This window comes from Gemmiger sp. An120, assembly GCF_002160955.1.
Lineage (GTDB): Bacteria > Bacillota > Clostridia > Oscillospirales > Ruminococcaceae > Gemmiger_A > Gemmiger_A avium.
The window spans coordinates 101,512-124,922 of the sequence record NZ_NFLN01000006.1; the positions used below are offsets into that span (position 1 = coordinate 101,512).

Consider the following 23,411-nt stretch of genomic DNA (forward strand, 5'->3'; position numbering starts at 1 on the left):
TTTTTAAATTGTGGAGAGAAATTGGTAAATGTGAGTTATCTTAGCCGTTTCGCCGTTTCTCCATTGCCAATCCAATCAGCCGATCAGTCTGATCCGCCATAAACAACGGGATGTTCAGTACATCATCATCCAGTTTCAGATTATCCAGTGAGAACCGGACACGAAGTTTAACTTGATCCGGGAATAACTCTTTGAATTTCTTAAGGCTCCTGCTGGTGGTATTGGCTTCGGACTTGACCTCCACAGGGAAAATATCGTTTTCACGCTGAATCAGGAAATCTACTTCATAAGGAGGATTTGTCTGCGACCAGTACCGAGGAGTCACTTCAAACTGTGTAATTAAAGTCTGAAGTACAAAATTTTCGGTTAATGCACCTTTGAATTCGGTAAATAACCGATTACCCTCGCCAAAGGCAGTCGGTGCCAGCTGCGCCAGTCTGCGGAGCAGTCCCACATCTACCAGATAAATCTTAAAGGCAGAGAGGTCATCATAGGCAGCTACAGGCAGGCCGGGAGCAGTACTGCGGTAGATTTTATGCACCAGTCGGGCATCCACCAACCACTGCAAGGCATCCTCGTATTCACGGGCCCGTGCCCCTTCTTTGACTACCTTATAGATAAACTTTTTGTTTTCTCTTGCCAACTGGGACGGTATGGACTTCCATATCATCGAAATCTTGGGGAATTCGCTGATATTAGGGTGTTTGGCAAAGTCACGCTCATAAGCACCAATAATCCCAGACAGGGCTTCCTGCATGGCATCCACATCTCTTGCCTCCGTCCACATCTTGACGGATTCTGGCATACCACCGGTCACATAGTACATCTTCAGCTTTTCATACAGAGGATTAAAAAAGGCATCGGGAATCGGCTCAATGGTGTTTACTGTCTCCAGATAGTTTGCCAGGTTCTCATCCCCGTTGGCCAATAGAAATTCTGTAAAGGTCATAGGATCAATCTGCATGAAGTTAACTTTACCTACCGGAAAAGAAGAAGGTTTTGCTAAGGCAATTCCCAGAAGAGAACCGGCGCAGGCAATGTGATACTGCGGAGCATTCTCACAGAAATACTTCATGGAATTGATGACCTTGGGGCAGTCCTGTACCTCGTCAAAAATAATTAGGGTTTTTTCTGGTGTAATCTTCTGGCCACTTGCCAGCATCAAATTCTGCAAAATTCGGTCTACATCTTTCGTGGTTTCAAAGAATTGCTTGTACTCTTCGTTTTCATCAAAGTTGAAATAAGCAGTGTTGTCGTAGTAACGTTTGCCGAATTCTTTCAGAATCCAGGTCTTGCCGACTTGGCGCACACCTTTCAAAATTAAAGGTTTGCGATAGGGAGAATTCTTCCAGTTCAGCAGTTTCTTCAAAATCAATCGTTCCATATATACACCCCATCACACTTTTATGATAGATTCAGTGTTTTTTAATCACACTTTTATTATATGTCAAAACGGCAAAAAATACAAGCCAAATCACAAAATTATATGTGTTTCAAGGCAGCCTAATCACATTATTATTTGAAGCCTCGGTTTGATTACTTTGGAAATCAAAAGGCCTGGATTTTACATCAAAAGTAGAATCCAGGCCTTTGGGGAGTAACTATAGATTTGTAAAGGAGACGATTAATCTGATTACCGTCCCAAACAGATATGTTTTGGCTACACATTTTCTGCCATATTTGACTTACGACGTTTTCTAAAACATAGCAAGTCAAATGCTCAAATCGGCATCACTTCATTTAGTTTTATCTCCTCTTTCTTTTCTTAGCACTGTGATAGACTTGCGGCCGAGCCTTTCCCCTCATATTGTTGGGATTCTTCAGCAACCTGGACAGGCTCAGTATTCGCATAAACGCCGAGAAATCCTCGGAAGCAATCTTGTCGAAGGGAATCTGCATCTGGTCGCAAAACTCGTGGATTATCCGTTCCTCGTTACTGCCCAGCTGCATGGCACGGTCAAATTTTTCCTTGACCTCTGTGAAGGTCGGCTGTGGATCGGCGGTGGTGCGGTCGGTGACATGGGCCTGACGAATATCCTGAACGATACTGTCCAGATCGTCGTGGATTGTGTGGCTGAAAAAATCACTTTCCTGTACCTGTCCCAGCTCCAGCGTGCGGACATAAAGGTCATTCTCTCCCGGCGCATGGCTGCGGATCACTTCCTGCCGGGTGGCCTCCAGCACCAGATTCATCTGAGCAATCCGCATATCGGCGATTCGGTCAACGAAAATCTCAATATCCGTCATCAACCGCTGGAAGTTCTCATGTGTGGCAATCTCACACAGCAGCCGGTTGTTGATTTTTCCGCTGCTCAATAATGTAACCATATCATCACTCAAATGCAGGGCCTGAAGCTCTGTGTTTGGGTGATTTTTATTTTCCGACAACCCCATCAGGTAATCGGTGGACACCCCATAAAATTCCGCCAGCGTAGCGATAGCAAAGGGGCTGATGTCCTTATAATCGTCACTCTCATATTTGCTGAGAGCAGATTTGGAAAGCCCGGTCTGTTCAGCCAGCTGCTCCAGCGTTAAGTGCTTATCCACCACCCGCAAGTCTTTTAGCCGTTCCGGAATAGACAGTTTTGTGTGCATCTAAAATCCCCCTCTTATCAGGAAAATCCTTCCGTTTATGACCATTATACCATGATTCCATAAGCGTGGAAATATGCTGATTTCAAGCCATTTTCCATCGTTTTGGACATACGGGAGAGGGCCTGTTTTTCCGGTAAAATGAGTTTTGTCAGGAGACATAGAACCTTGAAAACTGAATGACCGGCTGCAAGGGGTATGACCTTTGGGGAAGTGACGCCAAGACAGGAGCGCACCAAGAAGGACAATACGCCGGGGAAAATCCGGGCAGGAGCAATTGCAGGCAAACCGGCGATTAACACATGGAAAATAAACTTTTAGGAGGTTGATTTTTATGAGGTTGAGTATCCGAGAAAAGAAAGTACTGTACGACTTTGCCTGTCCCAACCACCACAACACGGTGACAAGGCTCAAATGGCTCACCGCCCTGACCGTTGACCCGCAGGCCAAGCACCGGATGCTGGAGCTGGCCCGGAAGATGGAAACGGAGATGGCAGAACGCTGGTACACCGACTTTTATCATCAGCTCCGTGCTGAGATGGACGAGTATTACCGTGCCAAGCGCCGCCTGCGTTTGGTAAAGGAAAACACCGAGTATGAGGAGGATCTGTATGACGAAGCTGTCTAAGTATGAGAAAGAAACCATTATCAACTGGAACGAGGCGGAGGACACCGCCAGTATCTACACCTTCAACGCCGATCTGAAGCGCAGGCTGGCCGAGTTCAGCCGCAAGTATCCCCAGCTGTGCCAGTTGGAGCGCAGCACTACTGAGGGCAGCGTGACCTATGTGATGGACAAGTCCCGCCTGTCCATCCGTCTGGTGCCGCCGTACAGTGAGGAGCGACTGGCCGCTGCCAGAGAATACGCCAAACAGCACGGATTTCAGGTCTTGCGGACGGACAAGGAGAGCGCCTGAAATCGGGTCAATTCACAGGAAAATGACGGGTCTACACCCGGTATTTTTGCGGTGAATTGGTATCGTGATACCCCAGTATCCCCCATGCCGGGAAATGCGACAAAAGGATCATTCAGAGCCAGAGGAGCTGACAGAAACCGCACAAGCGGTGGAAGTCGGCTTCTCCGGGCAGGAGTACAGAGGGCGGCAAGCCCTTTGTGCTGGGTACAGGGGTGCAGCGCCCTGTTTGGGCCAAGGGGCAAGACCCATTGGCGGGTTGAGGGCAGCCGCCCCATCGGGTCAAGGGTGAAACGCCTTGCCCAGGGAGAGTTGATGCCTTGCGTCAATTCGTACTGGGTATTACCTGACGCAGAAATCCGCAGGTTTGGCGGCTTCGCCGCTGCTCCCCCTTCGGGAAAAATCAGCAGAGATTGGAGGGATGGAATTTGAAACTGACACGGCACAACGGACGATCCGGCAAGCATGGCACCTATAATCCCCGGCACAATGACCGCCGGTTTGATGTGGAAAACAGCGAACACATTGATGCCCAGCGAGCCAAGAAAAATGTGTACTGGGACTGCTACCGTGGTTTCACTACCCCAGAACTTCGGGAGAACCCGGAACAGCCGGATTTCAGCTTTGAAGAAATTGAGCGGATGTATTACTACGAGCATTATTCCGACCATGTGGATGCCCAAAATGCCCGGAACGAGAAAACACGACATACCGAGCGCAACCGCACGGTGGAAGATCTTTTGAAAAACAACAAGACCTGCCCTGAGGAAAGTATTTACCAGATTGGCACCATGGAAGAATCCGTTCCACCTGGTACGCTGGCACTCATTGTCAGCGAATTTTACGAGGAGTTTGAACGGCGCTTTGGTTCCCATATCCACATTCTGGACTGGGCGCTGCATCTGGATGAGGGTACACCCCACATCCATGAGCGCCATGTGTTTGACTGCAAAAACCGGTATGGAGAGCTGTGTCCCCAACAGGAAAAGGCGCTGGAGGAACTGGGGTTTGAATTGCCTGATCCGAGTAAGCCCAAGGGCAAACACAACAATCGAAAACAGACTTTTGATGCAGTATGCCGGACGCTGCTCTTTGACATCAGCCGCAAACATGGGGTGCATTTGGAGCAGGAGCCGTCCTATGGTGGGCGGGCGTATCTGGAGAAACAGGACTATATCCTGATGAAGCAAAAGGAGCAGTTGGCGGCGCAGGAACAAAAGCTGGAGGAGCTGACCCTAAAAATTGAAGATGTGGAAACACTGGTGGAGGAGGTTTCGGATATTGCCTATGACAAGGCGGTGGAGGTTGTCACCGATACTGTCCGGCTGGAAACCCATAAGGAGGACATCCGGTTGGTGGAAGAAACGAAAACCTGGGTACTCTCGCCGGAACGGAAAGCACCGCAAAAAGAGCGTGAGTATGCCGCTGCCCGGCTGGATGGAGTAATCTCCAAAATCAAAAATGCCATGCAGTCTGCGCTGACAAAAATCCAGAAGAAGCTGATGCAGCCGGAGGTCAAGCAGGCTGGTAAACAGCAGATTCAGGAAAAAGCAAAAGAATCCATCTTGGATTTTCTGCACAAAGCAAAGCAGGACAACTCGCAGCGGGAGGAAAACCGGAAAAAGCAACAGCGAAAACAGAATATGGAGCGGTAAGGCATCTGATTTTGCAAACAAATTAGGCGCCTTTCCCTTGAGGAGGTGAGAAACATTGAACAGCGAATCGCAGAGTTTAGTGCCTGCTCCCCGGCAGGCTGAAAGTGATAAATTGACCGTTGATGAAGTGCGGGAAAGTCTTTCCACGACAGAAAAAGGACAACCGGCCAACACCATTGGAAATTGCCGTACGGTGTTTTGCGAAGATCCTCTTTTGCGGGGCGCAATCCGGCTAAATCTGCTGACCGACCGTGTGGATATTGTGCGGGATCTGGGCTGGCGCAGAAGCACCAGCGCCTTGACCGATACCGATGTCAAATATCTGCTCCTTTATTTTGAGCAGAACTATGGTTTGACCAGTGAAAAGAAGCTGATGGCGGCGCTCTCCATCGTGGCAAACGAAAACTGCTATCACCCTATCCAGGATGTGCTGAATAGCCTGGTTTGGGACGACATACCCCGGATACGCTCCTGCCTGCATCATTTTCTGGGGGCAGACGAGAGCAACTATGTGGAAGAAATGCTCAAACACTTCCTGCTGGGAGCCATCCGCCGGGTGTTCCATCCAGGTTCCAAGTATGAGGAACTGCTCTGTCTGGTGGGCGGCCAGGGAGCCGGAAAGTCCACCTTCTTTCGCTTCCTGGCTATACAGGACGAGTGGTTCTCTGATGACCTGAAAAAGCTGGATGACGACAAGGTGTTTGCCAAGCTGCAAGGCCACTGGATCATCGAGATGTCGGAGATGCTGGCCACCAGTAACGCCAAGAGCATCGAGGAGATCCGCTCCTTTATCAGCCGCCAAAAGGAAACCTACCGCACCCCCTACGAGACCCAGCCCAAAGACCGTCTGCGGCAGTGTGTGTTTGGTGGTTCCTCCAACACACTGGATTTCCTACCCCTTGACCGGGCTGGAAATCGCCGGTTCCTGCCGGTGATGATTTACCCGGAGAAAGCGGAGGTTCACATTTTGGAGGACGAAGCCGCTTCCAGAGAATATCTGTTGCAGGTGTGGGCGGAGGCTATGACCATTTACCGCTGCGGAGAGTATTCCATGAAGTTTTCAAAGGAGATTCAGAAGCAGCTGGTGGAGGTTCAAAAGGACTTCATGCCGGAGGATACCGAAGCCGGGCAGATTCAGGGGTTTCTGGAACACTACACCGGCAATGTGGTCTGCTCCAAGCAGCTGTTCAAGGAAGCGTTGGGACACGCCTTTGAGGAGCCAAAGCGCTGGCAGCTGCACAACATCAACGAGATCATGAACACGGTGGTGACGGGCTGGAAGCCTTTCTCCAATCCCAGGATGTTTGCTGGATATGGGCGGCAGCGTGGCTGGGAACGAGAGAGTTTCGGCAACGAACTGCCCGGCAACGAAGGTGGGTTTGTGGAGCTGAGCGAGGAAGAAGTCCGTCAGTTGGAGCTGCCAAAGGAGTGGATTACCTGATTTACGGGGCTTGTTGCCCGGTTGGTTGTCGGCTGGTTGCTGACTTTGTTGCCGTAAAAATGGGGGTATAGACACGGTGAATGCCTGTTAAAGCAAGGCTTTTTGGTGGGTAACTGTTCTCTGACAACGAAAGCAACGAGATTTCACAAGAAAATTTGAAAAGTAAGAAACGATGGCCAGACGATAGGTTACAGGTTTTTCGGAGTCCGTTGCCGGACTTCGTTGCCGATGCCCTTTGTCTGGCTTTTCTGATCTATGGAGGTAGCCTATGGAGAAAGCCCAAAAGCAAGAAAACAAGCAGAGCAAAAAAGTAAAATTTATCGTGATACGGGAGTTTTCAGGTGATAAAACCATGCAGGAAGCCTTTGAACAGCTCATTGAACGGCAAACCTGCGAACACTTTGAAGAATGGCTGGAACGCAAGGCAAGCTGAGGGATTTGGTTGAAGAAAAAACAGGGGCATGGTATAATATGTATATCGTGTCCCTGTTCATAGAAGGAGAACACTATGAGCAGGAAAAAACAAGTCAATCAGAAAATCACAGCCCTCTATTGCCGTATTTCTCTGGACGATGGCGGCGATAACGAGAGTATGAGTATCAGCAATCAAAAAATCATGCTTCGGGACTTTGCCGAAAAAAACGGGATGTTCCAGTATGAGTATTATGTGGACGACGGTTACACAGGCCGTAATTTTAATCGCCCAGCTTTTCAGCGTATGATTGCCGATATTGAGGCCGGTAAAATCGGTTGTGTCATTACCAAAGACCTGTCCAGACTGGGAAGAAATTATATCGAAGCCGGCAGCTATATTGAAATCTTCTTCCCCAAACACAATGTCCGTTATATCGCCATTACTGATGGTGTGGACAGTTTGACCCGTCAGGAAATGGACATCACGCCCTTCAAGAATATCCTGAATGATATGTATAGCCGGGATATTTCCAAGAAAGTGCTGGCGGGGCGTATCACCCGTTCCCGGCAGGGAAAGTTCTGTGGCGGACAGCCTCCCCTGGGGCTGATGCGTGACCCGGAGGATCGGGGGCATTTGATCCTTGACCCGGAGACTGCGCCGGTGATTCGCAAAATCTATGACCTGGCACTGGATGGCTGGGGCTGTATGCGGATTGCCAAGCAGCTGATGGAGGACAAGGTTCCTATCACCAGAGTAAAAGGAAATACCGCCTGTGATGTCAACTACTATGCGTGGGGCGGCGCAAGAATCAGCCATATCCTGCGTAACCCTTTTTATAAGGGCGCTCATCTGGTTTGCCGGACACACCAGAAAGGGATTCGCTCCAACACCTATGACATCATTCCCCGTGAGGACTGGGAAATCATTGAGGGCTGCCATGAAGCGATTGTGACACCGGAGGAATGGGAACAGGTGCAGGCAATCGTAGATCGCAGGCCACCTATTATGAAAGGAAATGCCTGCCCCTTCTACAACTTGTTCCATGGCATTATCTACTGCGCCACCTGTGGGAAATCTATGCAGGTGCGGTATGAGAAGGTTGGCAGAACTGGCAAAAACCGCTTTACCGGCGAGATGCGGGAACCGATTGACAAGGCGTATTATATCTGCCAGACCTACAACCGGTTGGGCAAAAATGCCTGCACCAGTCACAAAATCGAAGCCAGGGATTTATATAATCTCGTCCTGAAAGATATTCAGGAACTGGCAGCGATGGCACTCAAAGATGCAGATGCCTTTTATCAGCGGTTGAGCAGACGGATGGAGCGCCGGTATATGGCGGATGCTTCCGAGATGCAGAAAGAGCGTGAACGCCTGGAAGCCAGAAACCGAGAAATTGACGATATGTTCCTGAGCCTTTATACCGACAAGGCCAAAGGCGTGATCTCTGAGCAGCGGTTTATGAAGCTGACCGCCGCTATGGAGCAGGAGCAGGAAGAAAATCAGCGCCGTTTGCAGGAGCTGTTGCGAATGATTCAGCAGTCCGATGCTCAAGAAAGTGAAGTCTGCACCTTTATCCGGGAGATTCGACAGTATGCCACCATTCAGGAGTTGGATGAAACGGTGTTGAATCGCCTGATCAGCCGGATTCTGGTGGGTGAAGTCAAAAAGATAGACGGCCAGAAGATTCAGGAAGTCAGGATCGTTTATAATTTTGTCGGACAAATCGATATATAATTGTTTTGATTAAGACTAGACTCAGTAACATTAATTATTACAGCAGATGTAATAGAGTTGCTATATTGTTGTGCATTGGAAAATAGGACATTTGAATTAGCGCTAAATAAGGAATATTAATATGATAAAGTTATATAGATATTTTATGCCAAGAAAAGACATTTTTGCAGGTGTCTCAGATTTAAATATTAATTCTTCATATGATATCGAAAAATTTCGGGACATACTTCCAAAAAACTATGATAGCCAATATATAAGACGTCGAATTGAAACAGAGAAAAAGATGTACGATCTATTCAAGGCCAAAGGAGGCTGTCCCGAAAAAAGACATCCGTATTATTTAACTCTAGGTTGTTGCAATGAATGGTTTTTTAAGAAGAAACATTTTTTTGGTAGTGTTGTATTCGATCTTAAGGAATTTGATGAGAAAACCTTGTCTTTTACATATGGTGATTCCATACCAACATTTATGGACAGATTTTATGATGGTAAAGAATATCGTCGCAATATCTACACGTTGAAAGAAATACAGGGTATAATACAAAAATATGGCTATCCCCAACAATGGAACCCCCTTGCAGAGCATGGACCGGAAAATTATATTGAAGTTCAAGTGTGGAGTGAGCACCCTCTTATAGCATATCGACCGTGCTTCTATGCTAAAAACAGCGGGCTTGAAGAGCTTGTTCCGCTACTATCGATGCGTATGATGAAAGCTAAGAATATCCCTGAAACTGGACAACGAGATTACTGTGAATGTATTAAAATAGCAAAATCTAGTCCATGGTGGGATTGGTTCTGTGCGAATATAAGACAGGCAAACCCCAAGGTGTTTCAGGCTAATGTGATTCATGGTATTTCACACAGCTATAAATGCGCACTTATGGCGTTTGTCTTGGCTTCGTTTCAAAGGCTAGATGAAATTGATACCAAGACGCTTGTGTTAGCTGCACTTTATCATGACATCGGGCGAAGCTATTACGATAATGGCCGTTCACACGGTCAGATTGGTGCCGATATAGTTGTTCAATACATTAATTCTAATGAACGCATTCACTGGGGAAAATTAATTCATGCCATTCGTTTTCATGATGCACCAGAGATATTTTCTCAAGATAAAACATTACGTAACTTAAAAGATGTTGATACTTTAGACTATCTTCGCTTGGGCTTTGGTGAATATAATCCTGAATTTTTGCGAGAAGAAGAATCGAAAAAGTTGATTTTATTTTCTCTTGAGTTAAACATTTACACATTCATTGATGCAAATATGATCTTGAAATTAGTGAGCGAGGAGTAAAATAATGGAATTAAATATGCGCAACTATGTTGCTGGTGCAGATTATGGAGAAGTATATAGGCTTTTCACACACATGTCTGTTAATCCTATGATCATCAATAAACCGGATCACAATAGCATGACAGTATTTTCCAAGTGGTTTGATCGACACTTAGAAACAGACTATCATGACTTTATGATATTCACTACGTCTGAAGAGCAATTCGTTGGTTTTGCGTATTCTTACGAGTTTCAAGAGCTCAATGGCCATTGTCAATTTACAGTGGCTGTAAAGCCAGAATTTCAAATGACAGGCGTAGGGGGAATTATTTCAATCAAGTTTTTAAATTATCTTTTTGCACACTATAATTTGCGAAAGGTTTATATCCACATTTATGAACATAATGTTCATTCTCGCCAATGCGTAGAATCTTTTGGGTTTTGTCTAGAAGGAACATTGCAAGAGTATAGATTTTATAACGGCGAGTTTGAGAATGTATTGATTTATGCAGTCACAAGGGAGCGGTTTCACGCCATTATTAAGCAAATGAACTTTTTTAATAATGGCGTATAAACCATAATCTATATTGGAAGGAGGTAATTTGAATGAAAAAGTTCGATGTCTTTAAGGCACCCGCTCTTTGCCCTGCCGGTGAAGCCCCTATCAGCCGTGCGCCTATGTTCTTTGCATCCTGGAAGGATGAAGGCTACGGGAGATGGAGCAATTCTACTGCAAGTTGGAAAGATAGCGGAGGCTGGAGCAACTCTACCGCTAGCTGGAAAGATGGCGGCTACGGACAATGGAGCAACTCTACCTCAAGCTGGCGAGATAGCGGAGGTTGGAGCAACTCTACTGCGAGTTGGCGAGACAGCGGAGGCTGGAGCAATTCTGGCGGAAAGTGATACAATTTAATTGACGGAGCGACCCGTCGGATGGGGACTCCATTCGACGGGTCGCTCACTATTTATTATTAGGAGGAGATTAGCAGTGGGGGCAAATAATGCTTATCTTGCTTTGGGGTATGCCTGTAATGAAAAATGTAGGTGTTGCCCCCTAATACATAAAAATGATCGTGAAAAATTTATTCCTTTGGATCGCCTTCTGAAGGAAGCTGATCAGATAGTATCATACGGCGTACGCGATGTAACGTTGTCTGGAGGAGAGCCGACAATTCATCAAGACCTGTTTCAATTAATTACATACTTTCACACGAAAGGAATCAATGTGCATATCCTTTCTAACGGAGAGCGTTTTTCAGATAAATCATATGCAAATGAATTCTTAGAATTGCAAAAAAATGGTGTATTAACAGTTACTACTACATTTCACAGTTGGAATGCAGCAGAACACGAGTATCAAAATGGTTCACAGGGAAGTTTTTTGCGAAGTCTGCAGGGCCTCCAGTATTTAGATAGAAATGGTGTTCAGATTTCGGTAAAACATTGCATTACAGCAAATAATTATCGCCAACTTCCCCAATATATTCAGTTTGTAATAGGGGCTTTTTCTTCCCAGGCAGAAATCCAGCTCTGGGGAATTGATTTAAATGGCTTAGAGAGAAAATTTGCGCAGGCAAATTTTGTTGATTTTCAATTGGTGAAACCTTACATTGAAGAGGCCATCGATGTGTTTGAGTCATCGGGAAGAGCAAAAGATCAAATTCTTTCAATCAACAATCTTCCTCTATGTATGTGTGATTGCTATTATTGGAAATATTTTACTTCACCCAAAGCAGATTCTTATGTTGATCACAAAAAAGGCGGTGAAATCATGGAGGCGAATTCAGGACCGCTTTCTATACACTGCCAAAAGTGTCCCTTTTATAATAGTTGTATGGGCGCCTATTTTAGCGATTTTGACATATTTGGTAATAATATTGTGTCCGTTCCAAAAGAGGAAGCTGAAATAAATCATTTTCAGAGAAGTTTCAAGTTTTATACAGAACAAGCTATAGAAAAGATGGTGTTTTCTCCGTATTTAAACCATGAACTACGTCGAAACGGCTACACGATAACAAATTATCTATCAGGAGAAACTATCCAAATTCGACTAAAGACAAAGGAAATTCTCCATTTGCAGAAAATGCTGTTTTATGGTGTTTCTCTCGATGAATTAATTTTGTGCTTAAATGAATTTGGCTTAAACGGAGTGACAGTAGTGGACGAATGGATGAGAAAGGGAGTGATTGAATAATGGATTACCAATATCTTTTGCCTTTTGAATGGAACGAATTTTCATTTTGTGGTGCTCATTGTTTTTTTACAGACAAATGGTCTTTTTTGTTGTCCCAAAATGGTTCATCAATAATATTACAGAATAGTCTCGTGCAGTCCATTGAAAACAAAAAATTGTCGGAAGATCTGGCGTTTAAACTTTATCAACGTGGATTTGGATTAGTATACGGACAGGAACGTTTTTCAAATTTCTGCCATGATATACGACCCACATTATTCATGATCGATTTTACAACCAAATGCAACTGTAATTGCATCTACTGCCTACGCCATTTTGAGGGAGTTGGAAATGATATTTCCGATGATATGTTGAAACAGATTACTCAGTATATAATTACATACTGTAAGCAAAACAATATTTATCATATTTCTTTTCAGCCATGGGGTGGGGAACCACTAATTATGCTGGATCAAATATTAAAGTGTAAGCAAATGTTTGAAAAAGCTCAAATCCGAGCTGATTTTAATATTCAAACGAACGGTTTGCTACTTAATCTAACAAATTATGAGAAATTGCGAAAGTCTCATATTGCCATTGGTGTGAGTCTAGATGGAATTGAAGCTGTGCATGATGCTCACCGGTTAGACACTTCTGGAAATACTACGCATAGCAGAGTTGTCAAAAATATAAGGGAAATACTTGCAAAATATCCTGATGCAAATATTGGGACATTGAGCGTTAACTCTGTCTATTCTTTTGATCATGTTGAAGAAAATATAGACTATTTAGTTAATGAAATTGGATTACACAGTATTAAGTTTAATTTGGTCCATCCTAGTGGTACAAAATCATTCGATTATTCAATGTTAATTTCGGAAAAATCATTAGAAAAATACGTGGATAAGCTATTCAACGCAGTGGTTCAACAAACTCGATGTGGCCGAAATTTCCGAGAAGCAAATATTACTGATAAACTGAGAAACCTTCTTGATCGTTCGAATAACAACATTTGCAATTCAATGGGGTGCCGCGGAGGCATTTCCTTTATTTCCTTTGATCAGAAAGGAAATATTTACCCTTGTGAGATGATTGGGCGACCTGAATTTTGCCTTGGAAATATCGAGAATCAGGGGGATAATCTTCTGGATCTGATTCATAGCGCCCAGGAGCATAATCATTATTATGCTCCGAAAAAAACAGAAACGTGTTCTGATTGTCCGTACCTGTATTTTTGTCGGGGAGGATGTAAAGCGAATTGCTTAGCATATGGCAAAGAACCTTTCCAGATCGATCACATCGAGTGCGCGTTGAACCGGAGTTTGTATCCCCGTCTGATTGAATTGATTCTCACAGAGCCTGAGTTAGTTGAAAGAATGTCAGGCCTTCACATACAAAGGAGGTAATTGGATGTGTTAGATCAATCCTTTTTTTATAAACGATTTTCCATTGGGTTGACCTTGGACACTAGTTTAAAAGAATTTAATGCATTCTTGGACAAATATTCGGATTATATTAATAATTTTTATTTTTCGCTGCCAATGGGTGATAAATTCCATGCAAGGACACAGGTTATAAAACAAATGCATGACCCTAAACTTGTAGATCGATTCTGGCAGCTTCTGGGTTGTATTCGTTCCCATAACATCAAGATGGAACTGGTACTAAATAATGGAAGGGTAAGCCGTGATGACGTCAAAAGATCTGCTCGGATGTTATATGATCACGGAGTCAATGTTGATTTGGTTGGAATAACGGATGATATTTATAATGATGTAAAATCCTTTTTCCCAACACAAAGGATTGTCTATAGTTTTAAAAATCATATCCATACGGAAAAAGAGTTTGCAGCCTTGACTCACCGGTATGATGAGATCGTATTAGGGCGTCAGAATATCCGAAATACATCCCTTTTTTCATTTATCAAGCAGCATTTGCACGCTGATGTAGTCCTTCTGCTTAATAACGGATGTTCACACGTTTGTGGTGGATGCACAACTTTGAAGAATTGCCATCGTGCTTATTATCAAGAAAAATTTCAGCATAGTCCGGAATATCTGTATGCGCTGCAAAGTCTCATGCCTTTTGAAATTCATACCGGGCTGCTGGATGTGTCTAATGTGCACTTATTCAAAATCAGTTCCCGCAATGCGTCTCTGAAATATATAAAAGATTGCCTGGATAGCTATCTGTTTTGTGAGGAGGATTCGTACATCAAGCAAAACATCGAAAATTATATGCTATGGTCCAGACTAGCTTGGCATACAGAGTATTTCAACGGTTTTTCATTGGAGCGTATCAGAGCAACAAAGGAAAAGATTTACCAAGGAATAAAATCGAGTGAATTCCCCTCCTATGTTCGAGTGATATTGGATTTACGCAATCAGTATCTGTTCCAGGGAGACCAGGTGCCGGATCTACCTGTATTGGAAGAAAAACTGAAAACATTTTTTGGCAGAATTCCCATGAAGGTAGAAGGGTACCTCATTGGCGTATCAAACTGTGCCAATCTATTAAGCCACATTTATATAAATCATATGAAGTCTCTTCTTAATACACTGAGCAGTACTGGGCGTAAAGTGTATTTTTCCGTTCCGCCTCTAACACAAAGCCAGCACTTCGCATTTGTAAATCTTTGGAATTGTTTGAAGGAATGTATCAAAGCAAAGTATCTTGATTGTTTAGTGGTTAATGATATTGACACAGAGTCTTTTTTCAAGAATTATTTTCAAGTTTCGATAGCTTTCGGAGAGAGGCTAACGAAAAGACATATCCAGACTGTAAAAAATGACTATCTGACAGGAAATGAACCAGGCTTTGGAAAAGACCTAATAGATGCATTTCTTCGGGAAGAATATGTCAAAAATGATATTTGTTTTATATTGTGCAATATGCCGGGTGGAGGTATGTGTATTAGCCCTTATGAATCTGTCCAGATTCATACTTTAGTTGGACTTGTAGAAAACTATGATGGAGCCTGTCCGCAGTCTCATGAAAAAACGTGCGATGGGAAATGCATGACCGCAATGAACACGATTCTGAAATCTGAATATGGAGATAAGTTGGTGATTTGCGCCAATTCGGTATGCGATGTTGTGAAAATCTCAGATAGTGTTCTGAAAACTGTTTTAGAAAATAGGGCTTGCGTTGTTATTCCATCAATTTGGAGGGAGTTGCTGTAGATGGAAAATTATCCGGATTACCCTGTACGCAAAGTTTTGAATCTGCTTGCATTGCTGCAAACTAGCGTTGAACTTTATGGCACGCAGGCTGCTTTTTGTAGAACACAAGAAAAGATTACATATCATCAGTTTGAGAGAGCAGTGCTGTGTGTTGCAGGTTCTCTGATACACGATCAGGGCCGTTTTATTCTAATTCATGCAGAAGATCCTTTTTTATTTGCAGCGGCTTATTTTGCAACTGTAATTACAGGGAATATTGCAGTACTGATAGATATGGAACATTGCCCATCTGGCGCAGTACTTCCTCCCATTGAATATACTCTGACCGATACGGACATTCTCAAACATCTGGATATCCCTCCCATTTCCTACAATAGCGTACCCCCTCAAAACTCAGAAACGGTTTGTACTATTATTTACAGTTCTGGTACCACTAGTGCATCAAAAGGAATCATGTTATCGCAAAAAAATCTTTGTTGCAATGTTATGAGTGGTTTGGAAAAATATCGTTTTTCCTGTGAGGATCGGTTGCTCCAATTAATTCCTTATTATCATGCTTTCGGTCTAGTGTGTGATTTGCTGGCTCCGTTGTTGTCTGGAAGTGCAATCTGCATACCGGACAGCAAAGCGCAGGCGCTATCCCAAATGGCATCTTTCAGACCGACGATGATGAATGTGCCTCCCGCTGTAGCAGAAGCGTTTTTGACTCTAGCTAGACGAACGAAAAATCTAGATATATTTACTGGCGGACAACTCCGCAAACTATTATGTGGAGGAGCAGGCCTTCGGGCAGAAACAACAAAAGCTTTACTGCAATGGAATATTAAAGCGTTAGGCTGCTATGGTGTAAGCGAATGTTCACCTTGTATTAGCGTTAACAGGGATAACTATTATAAAGCAGGTAGTGCTGGAATTCCGTTAAATTGCAATAAAGTCCGCATCGCTGAGGATGGTGAAATTATAATCCGCGGAGATAATGTAATGCTTGGGTACTATGGTGATCCAGAGTTAACTGCGCAAGTAATTGTAGACGGAGAATACCATACTGGCGATCTTGGATATTGGGATGAAGATGGATTCCTCTATGTCAGTGGAAGAAAAAATAATATAATTGTATTCGAAGATGGAACCAAATGTTTGCCCGAAAAATTAGAAGAAGTTATTTTAAAGCACCCTGGAGTGCAAGAGGTCATAGTTTTTGCAAGGAAGACAAGCAGCGGATTACGACTATGCTCCTTAGTTTATGTTCCAGAGATAGCGAGACAGGAAGAGATAAAAAAATATATTCTGAGCATCCCAACCTATCAGCCTTTTTTTAGCATTGAATTTACACAAAAGCCGTTACCAAAAACTAATACTGGAAAGGTGAAGAGAAATGTATGGAACTGAAGGACTTAATTAAAGTAATTGAACGATTCATACCCGATTATAGGAATAGCGTAACAGATGAAACACTCCTAACGGATTTGGGCCTTTCTTCCTTGGACATGATGATTTTAATTTGTGAAATAGAGAAAATTTATAAAATTGATATCGATTTAACTATGTTGAAAAATATAAAAACTGTTAAGGACTTTTATGCTGCAGTTATACAATGAAAGGAAGGGCTTAAATGCAAAGTTTTCTGTTCACAGAATTGCTGTTTCCTGCTATTTCTACAGTAATCGGGGCGTTGGTTGGCGGATTATTTGCCTATAAAATCGCAAAAGAGAGATTTGCGTCTGATTATATAAACGAAGGGAAACTAGGGATTTCGATAGTGAGCGATTCCGCTAGGAACATCAAAGATACGGCCAATGAGTTGTACATTATTTTAATAAATAGGACAGGCCGTTCGACGACAGAATTTCTTTCATTACTTATAGATAAAAATAATGCTTTAGAAAATTATTTGAATATCTTTACATCGGACTGGAAAAATTATCGAGAAAAAATCCTTTCTTGTACTTTTCCTTACATTTGTAAAGATTCGGATAAGCGCAAAAATTTCTGTGAGATATCTGAAACAATCAAAGAGACATATATAATTATCGGAGAATATCAAGATCTAATAAAAGATTGCTACAAGGAAATCAAGCGTGAGGACACACGCGAATTTACGGCGAAAACTATATCATTCATGGGCACACTCGATGCTCAAACAAAGCTGTCATCTGCAAAAGATCGATTGCAACAATTGGTTAAAAAATGCGAATTAATATGTAACCAACAAAGGTTAACGGATGAAAATGAAACTCGTCGGGCATGATAGTGGCGAATAAATTATTGCATTGCCATATGAGTTGTTGGAAGTTAATAAACGCAAAAATTTATGAGTTCACTGTGGTTAAATTCAACTATATATGGTTTTTGTTTCAACTTTGACACTATTTCTATGTACGCGGTACGCGCAATAATGATTCTACATATGTATTTATCAATTCAGTCGTAACAACTCCTTCTCGGCTAAGAGAAGGGGTTGTTTTTTATGTATTTTGAATTCATCACTTGACATTATGGCAAAGAGTTGATGTCACAGGACGAGATCGCCACGATGGACGGAGGCAAGTGTATTTTGCAGGTGCGCGGTGTCAGGCCATTTTTCAGTGAGAAATACGACATTACCCGTCACCCCCGCTATAAATACCTTTCCGACGCCGACAAGAAAAACTATTTTGACGTGGACAGGTACTTGACCGCCCTGCGCCGGAAACGGCAGCGGGTGGTTTCGCAGGAGGAAACCTTTGACCTCTACGACATAGACCTGTCGGACGAAGATATGGCCGCCGTGAACGAGTGACCGGCGGACTGAAAGGAGTATCGGCCTATGGAATACTCGGATAAATTGACATTTGCGGATTATTTCAGAGCAGAGCAAGAAATCTACCGGGCTATCATTTCCGCTGCGGTAATGTGCCGATGGATTGCGGAACACGACACCCCGCCGACGAAACAGGAGGCGGAACAGATGGTGTTGGAAATAAACCGCCAGATGTGTGAAGCATGGGGCGAAATGTATTCGCTGGCCGTGCTGAAATGGCTGGACGACCGTTAATCTCCGGGCCGTCTGCGGATTGTGACGCCGGTATCTGACCGGCGATTTTTCTATCAAAACAACATCACAATTTGAAATAATGGAGGTAAATTTATGGCATTTTTCAATAGCGCAGTTACTACTTTGCAGACCATCGTTGTGGGCCTCGGCGGTGCCCTGTGTGTTTGGGGCGGCATCAACCTTCTGGAAGGTTACGGGCAGGATAACCCGGCCAGCAAGAGCCAGGGCATCAAGCAGCTTGTCGCGGGCGGCGGTGTCGCCCTGATCGGCGTCACTCTGGTTCCCATGCTGTCCGGTCTGCTGGGCTGATCCCCCGGCTGTCCGCCATCCACCACCTACTACCGCAAACTGTAATCGTTAAATCCTAACACACCACCGCGCCCTCTCGGTTCCATGCGGGAGGGCGCGGGAAAGGAGGTGTACCCGCATGATAGGCGAACTCATAGGGGATTGGATCAAAGGCATTTTAATCGACGGTATCATGGGCAACCTGTCCGGGCTGTTCAGCACGGTCAATACCAAAGTTGGAGAAATCGCCTCGGATGTGGGAGCGACACCGCAGGCGTGGAACAGCGGCATATTCAATATGCTGCAATCTCTGTCGGACACGGTGATCGTCCCCATTGCTGCGGCGATCCTTGCCATTATCATGTGCTATGAGCTGATAGACATGATCGTGGAAAAAAACAATATGCACGACTTTGACACGTCCATGTTCTTCCGCTGGATTTTCAAAAGTGCTTTCGCCGTCCTCATTGTGACGAACACATGGAACATCGTCATGGGCGTTTTCGACGCCACCCAAGCCGTCGTCAACCAGAGTGCCGGGGTGATTATCGGGGAAACCAGCATTGATTTTGACACCCTCATTCCCGACCTTGAAACACAACTGGAAGCTATGGACATCGGGCCGCTGCTGGGCTTGTGGTTCCAGACCCTTGTTGTGGGGCTGACGATGAACATTCTTTCCATCTGTATTTTCCTTGTGACATACGGCAGAATGATTGAGATTTATGCCGTGACCGCGCTGGGGCCGATCCCCCTTGCCACGCTGGGCAATGCGGAGTGGCGCGGCGTCGGCCAGAACTACTTGAAATCCCTGTTGGCGCTGGGCTTCCAAGCCTTTTTGATTATGGTGGTTGTCGGCATCTATGCGGTGCTGATCCAGCAGATCGGACAGGCAGCGGATATATCCGGGGCCATTTGGGGCTGTATGGGCTACACGGTTCTGCTTTGCTTCTGTCTGTTCAAGACCGGCAGCATATCGAAAGCCGTCTTTACTGCTCACTGATTGGAGGTGCAACCGATACGAATAGGACTGATTGATGTGGATTCCCACAATTTTCCCAACCTCTGCCTGATGAAGCTGTCTGCCTACCACAAGGCGCAGGGCCATCAAGTGATGTGGTGGAACCCGCTGTTTTACTTTGATGTGGTCTACAAAAGCCGGGTGTTTACGGACACCTATTCCAAAGACAAGATCACCGTCACCAACGCCGGAACCGTTATCAAGGGCGGCACGGGGTACGGCCCCGGCCCTGACCTGCCGGATGCAATCGAACACACCTACCCGGACTATTCACTCTATCCGCAGTATTCCGAAACCGCCTACGGCTTTTTAAGCCGGGGCTGTCCAAGGGGCTGCGGATTTTGCATTGTCGGAGGCAAGGAGGGCCGCCGGAGCCGGAAAGTGGCCGACCTGTCCGAGTTTTGGCGGGGCCAGCGGGAAATCAAACTGATGGACGCAAACCTGCTGGCCTGTCCCGACCATGAAAGCCTGCTTTTGCAGCTTGCCGACAGCCGGGCGCTGGTAGACTTCTCCCAAGGGCTTGACATCCGCCTGATAACGCCCGACAATGTGGCGCTTCTCAACCGTGTGCGGACGAAAGCCGTACATTTCGCATGGGATAACCCCAACGAGGATTTGACGGGCTATTTCCAGCGGTTCGTGGAAATGACGGCGATTAAGAATTTCCGCAATCGCCGGGTGTATGTGCTGACGAACTATGGCAGCACCCATGAACAGGACTTGTACCGCGTGGAAACCCTGCGGCGCATGGGCTTTGATCCGTTTGTGATGATCTATGAAAAGCCCACGGCCCCGCCCATTACCCGCTGTTTGCAGCAATGGGTGAACAACAAGCGGGTGTTTCACGTCGTCGAAAACTTTTACGACTTTGAGCCGGTAAAAAAGCTGCGGAACAGCAGCATGGAAACGAGGTGATTTGAATGGCTTATGTGACCGTGCCAAAGGATTTGACCCGTGTAAAATCCAAGATTGTGTTTGGCCTTACCAAACGGCAACTGATCTGCTTCGGCGGTGCGCTTCTTGTAGGCGTCCCGCTTTATTTTTTGCTCCGGGGCCGGGTGACTGGCAGCGCGGCGGCCCTGATTATGGTTTTCGCCATGCTGCCGGGCTTGCTGCTGGCCCTGTATGAGCGCCACGGCCAGCCCCTTGAAGTGGTGGTATGGCAGATCGTCCAGTGCTGCTTTATCCAGCCCAAGGAGAGGCCCTACCAAACCGACAACGCCTATACTGCCCTCATGCGGCAGCACCAAATGGAAAAGGAGGTAAATGCGATTGTCCGAAAAGCAAAGAAACGAGCCGCCTGTAAAGCTCACCCGCGCCGAAAAGCGGGAAATACAGGCCATCATCCGCAAGTATAAGGGCGACGGCAAGGCCCATTCCGCACAGGCCAGCATCCCGTATCAGGCCATGTACCCGGACGGGATTTGCAGGGTGACGGCCAACACGTTCAGCAAGTGTATCGAGTTTTCCGACATCAGCTATCAGCTTGCACAGGCCGAAACCAAGACGGCCATCTTTGAAAACCTGTGCGATCTCTACAACTATCTGGACGCCTCTATCCACGTCCAGCTTTCCTTTGTCAACCGCAAGATCGACCCCAAGCAGTACGCCAAGAGCTTTGAGATCAAGGAGCAGGGGGACGACTTCGACGACATCCGGGCAGAGTATTCCGGCATCCTGCAAGACCAGCTTGTGCGAGGCAACAACGGCCTCACCAAGCGCAAGTTCCTCACATTCACCATCGAGGCCGACAACCTGAAAATGGCCCGCGCCCGTCTGACCCGCATTGAAACCGACCTGCTGGGCTATTTCAAGACGATGGGGGCCGTGGCTCATGTGCTGGACGCCAAGGAACGTCTGGAAGTGCTGCATGGGGTACTCCACCCCGACGCCGAGCCGTTTCAATTTGAATGGAAATGGCTGGCCCCGTCCGGCCTCTCCACCAAAGATTTTATAGCCCCGTCCTCGTTCCGCTTCGGCAATTCCCGGATGTTCGGGCTGGGCGGCAAGTATGGAGCCGTGAGCTTCTTAAACATCCTGTCCCCGGAGCTGTCGGACGAAATGCTGGCCGACTTCCTCAACACGGAAAACGGCATTGTCGTCAATCTCCATGTGCAGGCCATCGACCAGAGCGAGGCCATTAAGACCGTCAAGCGCAAGATCACCGACCTTGACGCCATGAAGATACAGGAACAGAAACGGGCCGTCCGCAGCGGCTATGACATGGACATCTTGCCCAGCGACCTTGCCACCTACGGACAGGACGCCAAGGAGCTTTTGAAAACCCTGCAAAGCCGGAATGAGAGGATGTTTCAGATCACTTTTCTGGTGATGAACACCGCCGACACCCGGCAGAAGTTGGAGAACGATGTATTTTGGGCCGCAGGCGTGGCGCAGAAATACAACTGTTCCCTTGTCCGTCTGGACTACCAGCAGGAACAGGGCCTTATGAGCAGCCTGCCGCTGGGGGCCAACCACATCAAGATCGAGCGTTCCCTGACGACTTCCAGCGTGGCCGTGTTCGTGCCTTTTGTGACACAGGAGCTTTTCATGGGCGGCGACGCCATGTATTACGGCGTCAATGCCAAGACCGGCAACATGATTATGCTGGACAGGAAACGGGCGCGGTGTCCCAACGGTTTGAAGCTGGGTACTCCCGGTTCTGGTAAATCCATGAGCTGCAAATCCGAGATCGTCAGTGTGTTCCTCTGTACCCCGGACGACGTGTATATCTGCGACCCGGAAGCCGAGTATTACCCCCTTGTGAAGCGGCTCCACGGCCAAGTGGTGAAGCTGTCGCCCACCAGCAAATCCTATGTGAACCCGCTGGACATCAACCTGAATTACAGCGAGGACGAAAACCCGCTGGCCCTGAAATCCGACTTTGTGCTGTCGTTCTGTGAGCTTGTCATGGGCGGCAAGAACGGGCTGGAAGCCATCGAAAAGACGGTCATTGACCGGGCTGTGCAGGTGATCTACCGGCCCTATCTGGCAGACCCCCGCCCGGAGAATATGCCGATCCTGTCCGACCTGCATCAAGCCCTGTTAGACCAGCATATCCCGGAGGCCGACCGGGTGGCGCAGGCCCTTGACCTGTATGTAAACGGCAGCCTGAACGTCTTTAACCACCGCACCAATGTGAACATCGAGAACCGCATTGTGGCTTTCGACATCAAGGAGCTGGGCAAGCAGCTTAAAAAGCTGGGGATGCTCATTGTCCAAGACCAGATTTGGGGCCGTGTGACCCAAAACCGCAGCCAAGGCAAGGCGACGTGGTACTTCTGCGACGAGTTCCATTTGCTTTTGCGAGAGGAACAGACAGCCGCTTTCTCCTGCGAGATTTGGAAGCGGTTCAGAAAATGGGGCGGTATTCCGACAGGTGCCACACAGAACGTCAAAGACCTGCTTTCTTCCCCGGAGATCGAAAACATTCTGGAAAACAGCGACTTCATTTGCCTGCTCAATCAGGCGTCCGGCGACCGGCGTATCCTTGCAGAGCGATTGAACATTTCCCCGCAGCAGTTACGGTATGTGGACAATTCCGAACCCGGCGAGGGGCTTTTGATCTATGAAAATGTGATCCTGCCGTTCCGCAACCCCATCCCGCAGCGCAGCCAGCTCTACAAGATTATGACGACCCGGTTAGGCGAGGGCGAAACGGTATGACAGACAAGGAGGTG

22 protein-coding genes and 1 pseudogene are annotated in these 23,411 nt (G+C 46.2%); 21 read left to right on the plus strand and 2 right to left on the minus strand.

What is annotated here, in order from left to right; translation table 11 throughout:
- Positions 1-40 precede the first annotated feature (40 nt).
- Both B5E65_RS07120 and B5E65_RS07125 read right to left on the minus strand, forming a co-directional pair.
- Positions 41-1,384: an ATP-binding protein gene (locus B5E65_RS07120; RefSeq protein ID WP_087171083.1), complete on the minus strand. Its 1,344-nt coding sequence runs from the start codon at positions 1,382-1,384 to the stop codon at positions 41-43.
- A gap of 362 nt (positions 1,385-1,746) precedes the next feature.
- Positions 1,747-2,595: a helix-turn-helix domain-containing protein gene (locus B5E65_RS07125; protein ID WP_087171084.1), complete on the minus strand. Its 849-nt coding sequence runs from the start codon at positions 2,593-2,595 to the stop codon at positions 1,747-1,749.
- A 331-nt stretch (positions 2,596-2,926) separates the two neighbouring features.
- Here B5E65_RS07125 and B5E65_RS07130 point away from each other — a divergent pair, with 331 nt between their 5' ends.
- The 21 genes and pseudogenes from B5E65_RS07130 (at position 2,927) to B5E65_RS07230 (ending at position 23,397) form a co-directional block, all read left to right on the plus strand.
- Positions 2,927-3,220 carry a hypothetical protein gene (locus B5E65_RS07130; protein ID WP_087171085.1) on the plus strand — a complete coding sequence of 98 codons (294 nt, stop codon included), beginning with the start codon at positions 2,927-2,929 and terminating at the stop codon, positions 3,218-3,220.
- Positions 3,204-3,509, plus strand: coding sequence for a molecular chaperone (locus tag B5E65_RS07135; RefSeq protein WP_087171086.1), 306 nt, complete (start codon positions 3,204-3,206; stop codon positions 3,507-3,509). The genes B5E65_RS07130 and B5E65_RS07135 overlap by 17 nt, the downstream gene beginning before the upstream one ends.
- 425 nt (positions 3,510-3,934) lie before the next feature.
- Entirely contained in the window at positions 3,935-5,161 is a 1,227-nt protein-coding gene (locus tag B5E65_RS07140; protein WP_087171087.1) for a plasmid recombination protein, read from the plus strand.
- Positions 5,162-5,273: 112 nt separating this feature from the next.
- Entirely contained in the window at positions 5,274-6,602 is a 1,329-nt protein-coding gene (locus B5E65_RS07145; protein ID WP_481810355.1) for a virulence-associated E family protein, read from the plus strand.
- A gap of 268 nt (positions 6,603-6,870) precedes the next feature.
- Entirely contained in the window at positions 6,871-7,035 is a 165-nt protein-coding gene (locus B5E65_RS16325) for a hypothetical protein (RefSeq protein ID WP_164475027.1), read from the plus strand.
- A gap of 75 nt (positions 7,036-7,110) precedes the next feature.
- Positions 7,111-8,754, plus strand: a complete 1,644-nt coding sequence (locus B5E65_RS07150) for a recombinase family protein (protein WP_087171089.1) — start codon at positions 7,111-7,113, stop codon at positions 8,752-8,754.
- Between the two features lie 121 nt (positions 8,755-8,875).
- Positions 8,876-10,054, plus strand: coding sequence for an HD domain-containing protein (locus tag B5E65_RS07155; RefSeq protein ID WP_087171090.1), 1,179 nt, complete (start codon positions 8,876-8,878; stop codon positions 10,052-10,054).
- Positions 10,055-10,058: 4 nt separating this feature from the next.
- A complete protein-coding gene (locus B5E65_RS07160; RefSeq protein ID WP_087171091.1) occupies positions 10,059-10,607 on the plus strand; it encodes a GNAT family N-acetyltransferase in 549 nt (182 codons plus the stop codon).
- Between the two features lie 414 nt (positions 10,608-11,021).
- Positions 11,022-12,227: a radical SAM protein gene (locus B5E65_RS07170; protein WP_158098536.1), complete on the plus strand. Its 1,206-nt coding sequence runs from the start codon at positions 11,022-11,024 to the stop codon at positions 12,225-12,227.
- Positions 12,227-13,612: a radical SAM/SPASM domain-containing protein gene (locus tag B5E65_RS07175; RefSeq protein ID WP_087171094.1), complete on the plus strand. Its 1,386-nt coding sequence runs from the start codon at positions 12,227-12,229 to the stop codon at positions 13,610-13,612. Before B5E65_RS07170 ends, B5E65_RS07175 begins: the two co-directional genes overlap by 1 nt.
- A 6-nt stretch (positions 13,613-13,618) precedes the next feature.
- Positions 13,619-15,388, plus strand: a complete 1,770-nt coding sequence (locus B5E65_RS07180; RefSeq protein ID WP_087171095.1) for a vWA domain-containing protein — start codon at positions 13,619-13,621, stop codon at positions 15,386-15,388.
- Positions 15,389-16,777, plus strand: a complete 1,389-nt coding sequence (locus B5E65_RS07185) for a class I adenylate-forming enzyme family protein (RefSeq protein WP_087171096.1) — start codon at positions 15,389-15,391, stop codon at positions 16,775-16,777.
- Complete coding sequence (locus tag B5E65_RS07190; RefSeq protein ID WP_087171097.1) at positions 16,768-16,986, plus strand: acyl carrier protein; 219 nt, start codon at positions 16,768-16,770, stop codon at positions 16,984-16,986. The genes B5E65_RS07185 and B5E65_RS07190 overlap by 10 nt, the downstream gene beginning before the upstream one ends.
- Before the next feature lie 14 nt (positions 16,987-17,000).
- Positions 17,001-17,636, plus strand: a complete 636-nt coding sequence (locus B5E65_RS07195; RefSeq protein WP_087171098.1) for a hypothetical protein — start codon at positions 17,001-17,003, stop codon at positions 17,634-17,636.
- Positions 17,637-17,885: 249 nt separating this feature from the next.
- Positions 17,886-18,167 (plus strand): annotated as a pseudogene (locus tag B5E65_RS07200) (VirD4-like conjugal transfer protein, CD1115 family); the annotation flags it as partial.
- Positions 18,168-18,194: 27 nt separating this feature from the next.
- Complete coding sequence (locus B5E65_RS07205) at positions 18,195-18,422, plus strand: antitoxin (protein WP_087171099.1); 228 nt, start codon at positions 18,195-18,197, stop codon at positions 18,420-18,422.
- A 93-nt stretch (positions 18,423-18,515) separates the two neighbouring features.
- Positions 18,516-18,731, plus strand: coding sequence for a Maff2 family mobile element protein (locus B5E65_RS07210; RefSeq protein WP_087171100.1), 216 nt, complete (start codon positions 18,516-18,518; stop codon positions 18,729-18,731).
- A gap of 118 nt (positions 18,732-18,849) precedes the next feature.
- Positions 18,850-19,713, plus strand: a complete 864-nt coding sequence (locus B5E65_RS07215) for a VirB6/TrbL-like conjugal transfer protein, CD1112 family (RefSeq protein WP_087171101.1) — start codon at positions 18,850-18,852, stop codon at positions 19,711-19,713.
- Between the two features lie 69 nt (positions 19,714-19,782).
- Positions 19,783-20,646, plus strand: a complete 864-nt coding sequence (locus tag B5E65_RS07220) for a radical SAM family protein (RefSeq protein WP_087171145.1) — start codon at positions 19,783-19,785, stop codon at positions 20,644-20,646.
- A gap of 5 nt (positions 20,647-20,651) precedes the next feature.
- Entirely contained in the window at positions 20,652-21,089 is a 438-nt protein-coding gene (locus tag B5E65_RS07225; RefSeq protein WP_087171146.1) for a PrgI family protein, read from the plus strand.
- Positions 20,998-23,397 (plus strand): VirB4-like conjugal transfer ATPase, CD1110 family, encoded by a 2,400-nt coding sequence (locus B5E65_RS07230; RefSeq protein WP_206406287.1) that lies wholly within the window; start codon positions 20,998-21,000, stop codon positions 23,395-23,397. Before B5E65_RS07225 ends, B5E65_RS07230 begins: the two co-directional genes overlap by 92 nt.
- Positions 23,398-23,411 lie beyond the last annotated feature (14 nt).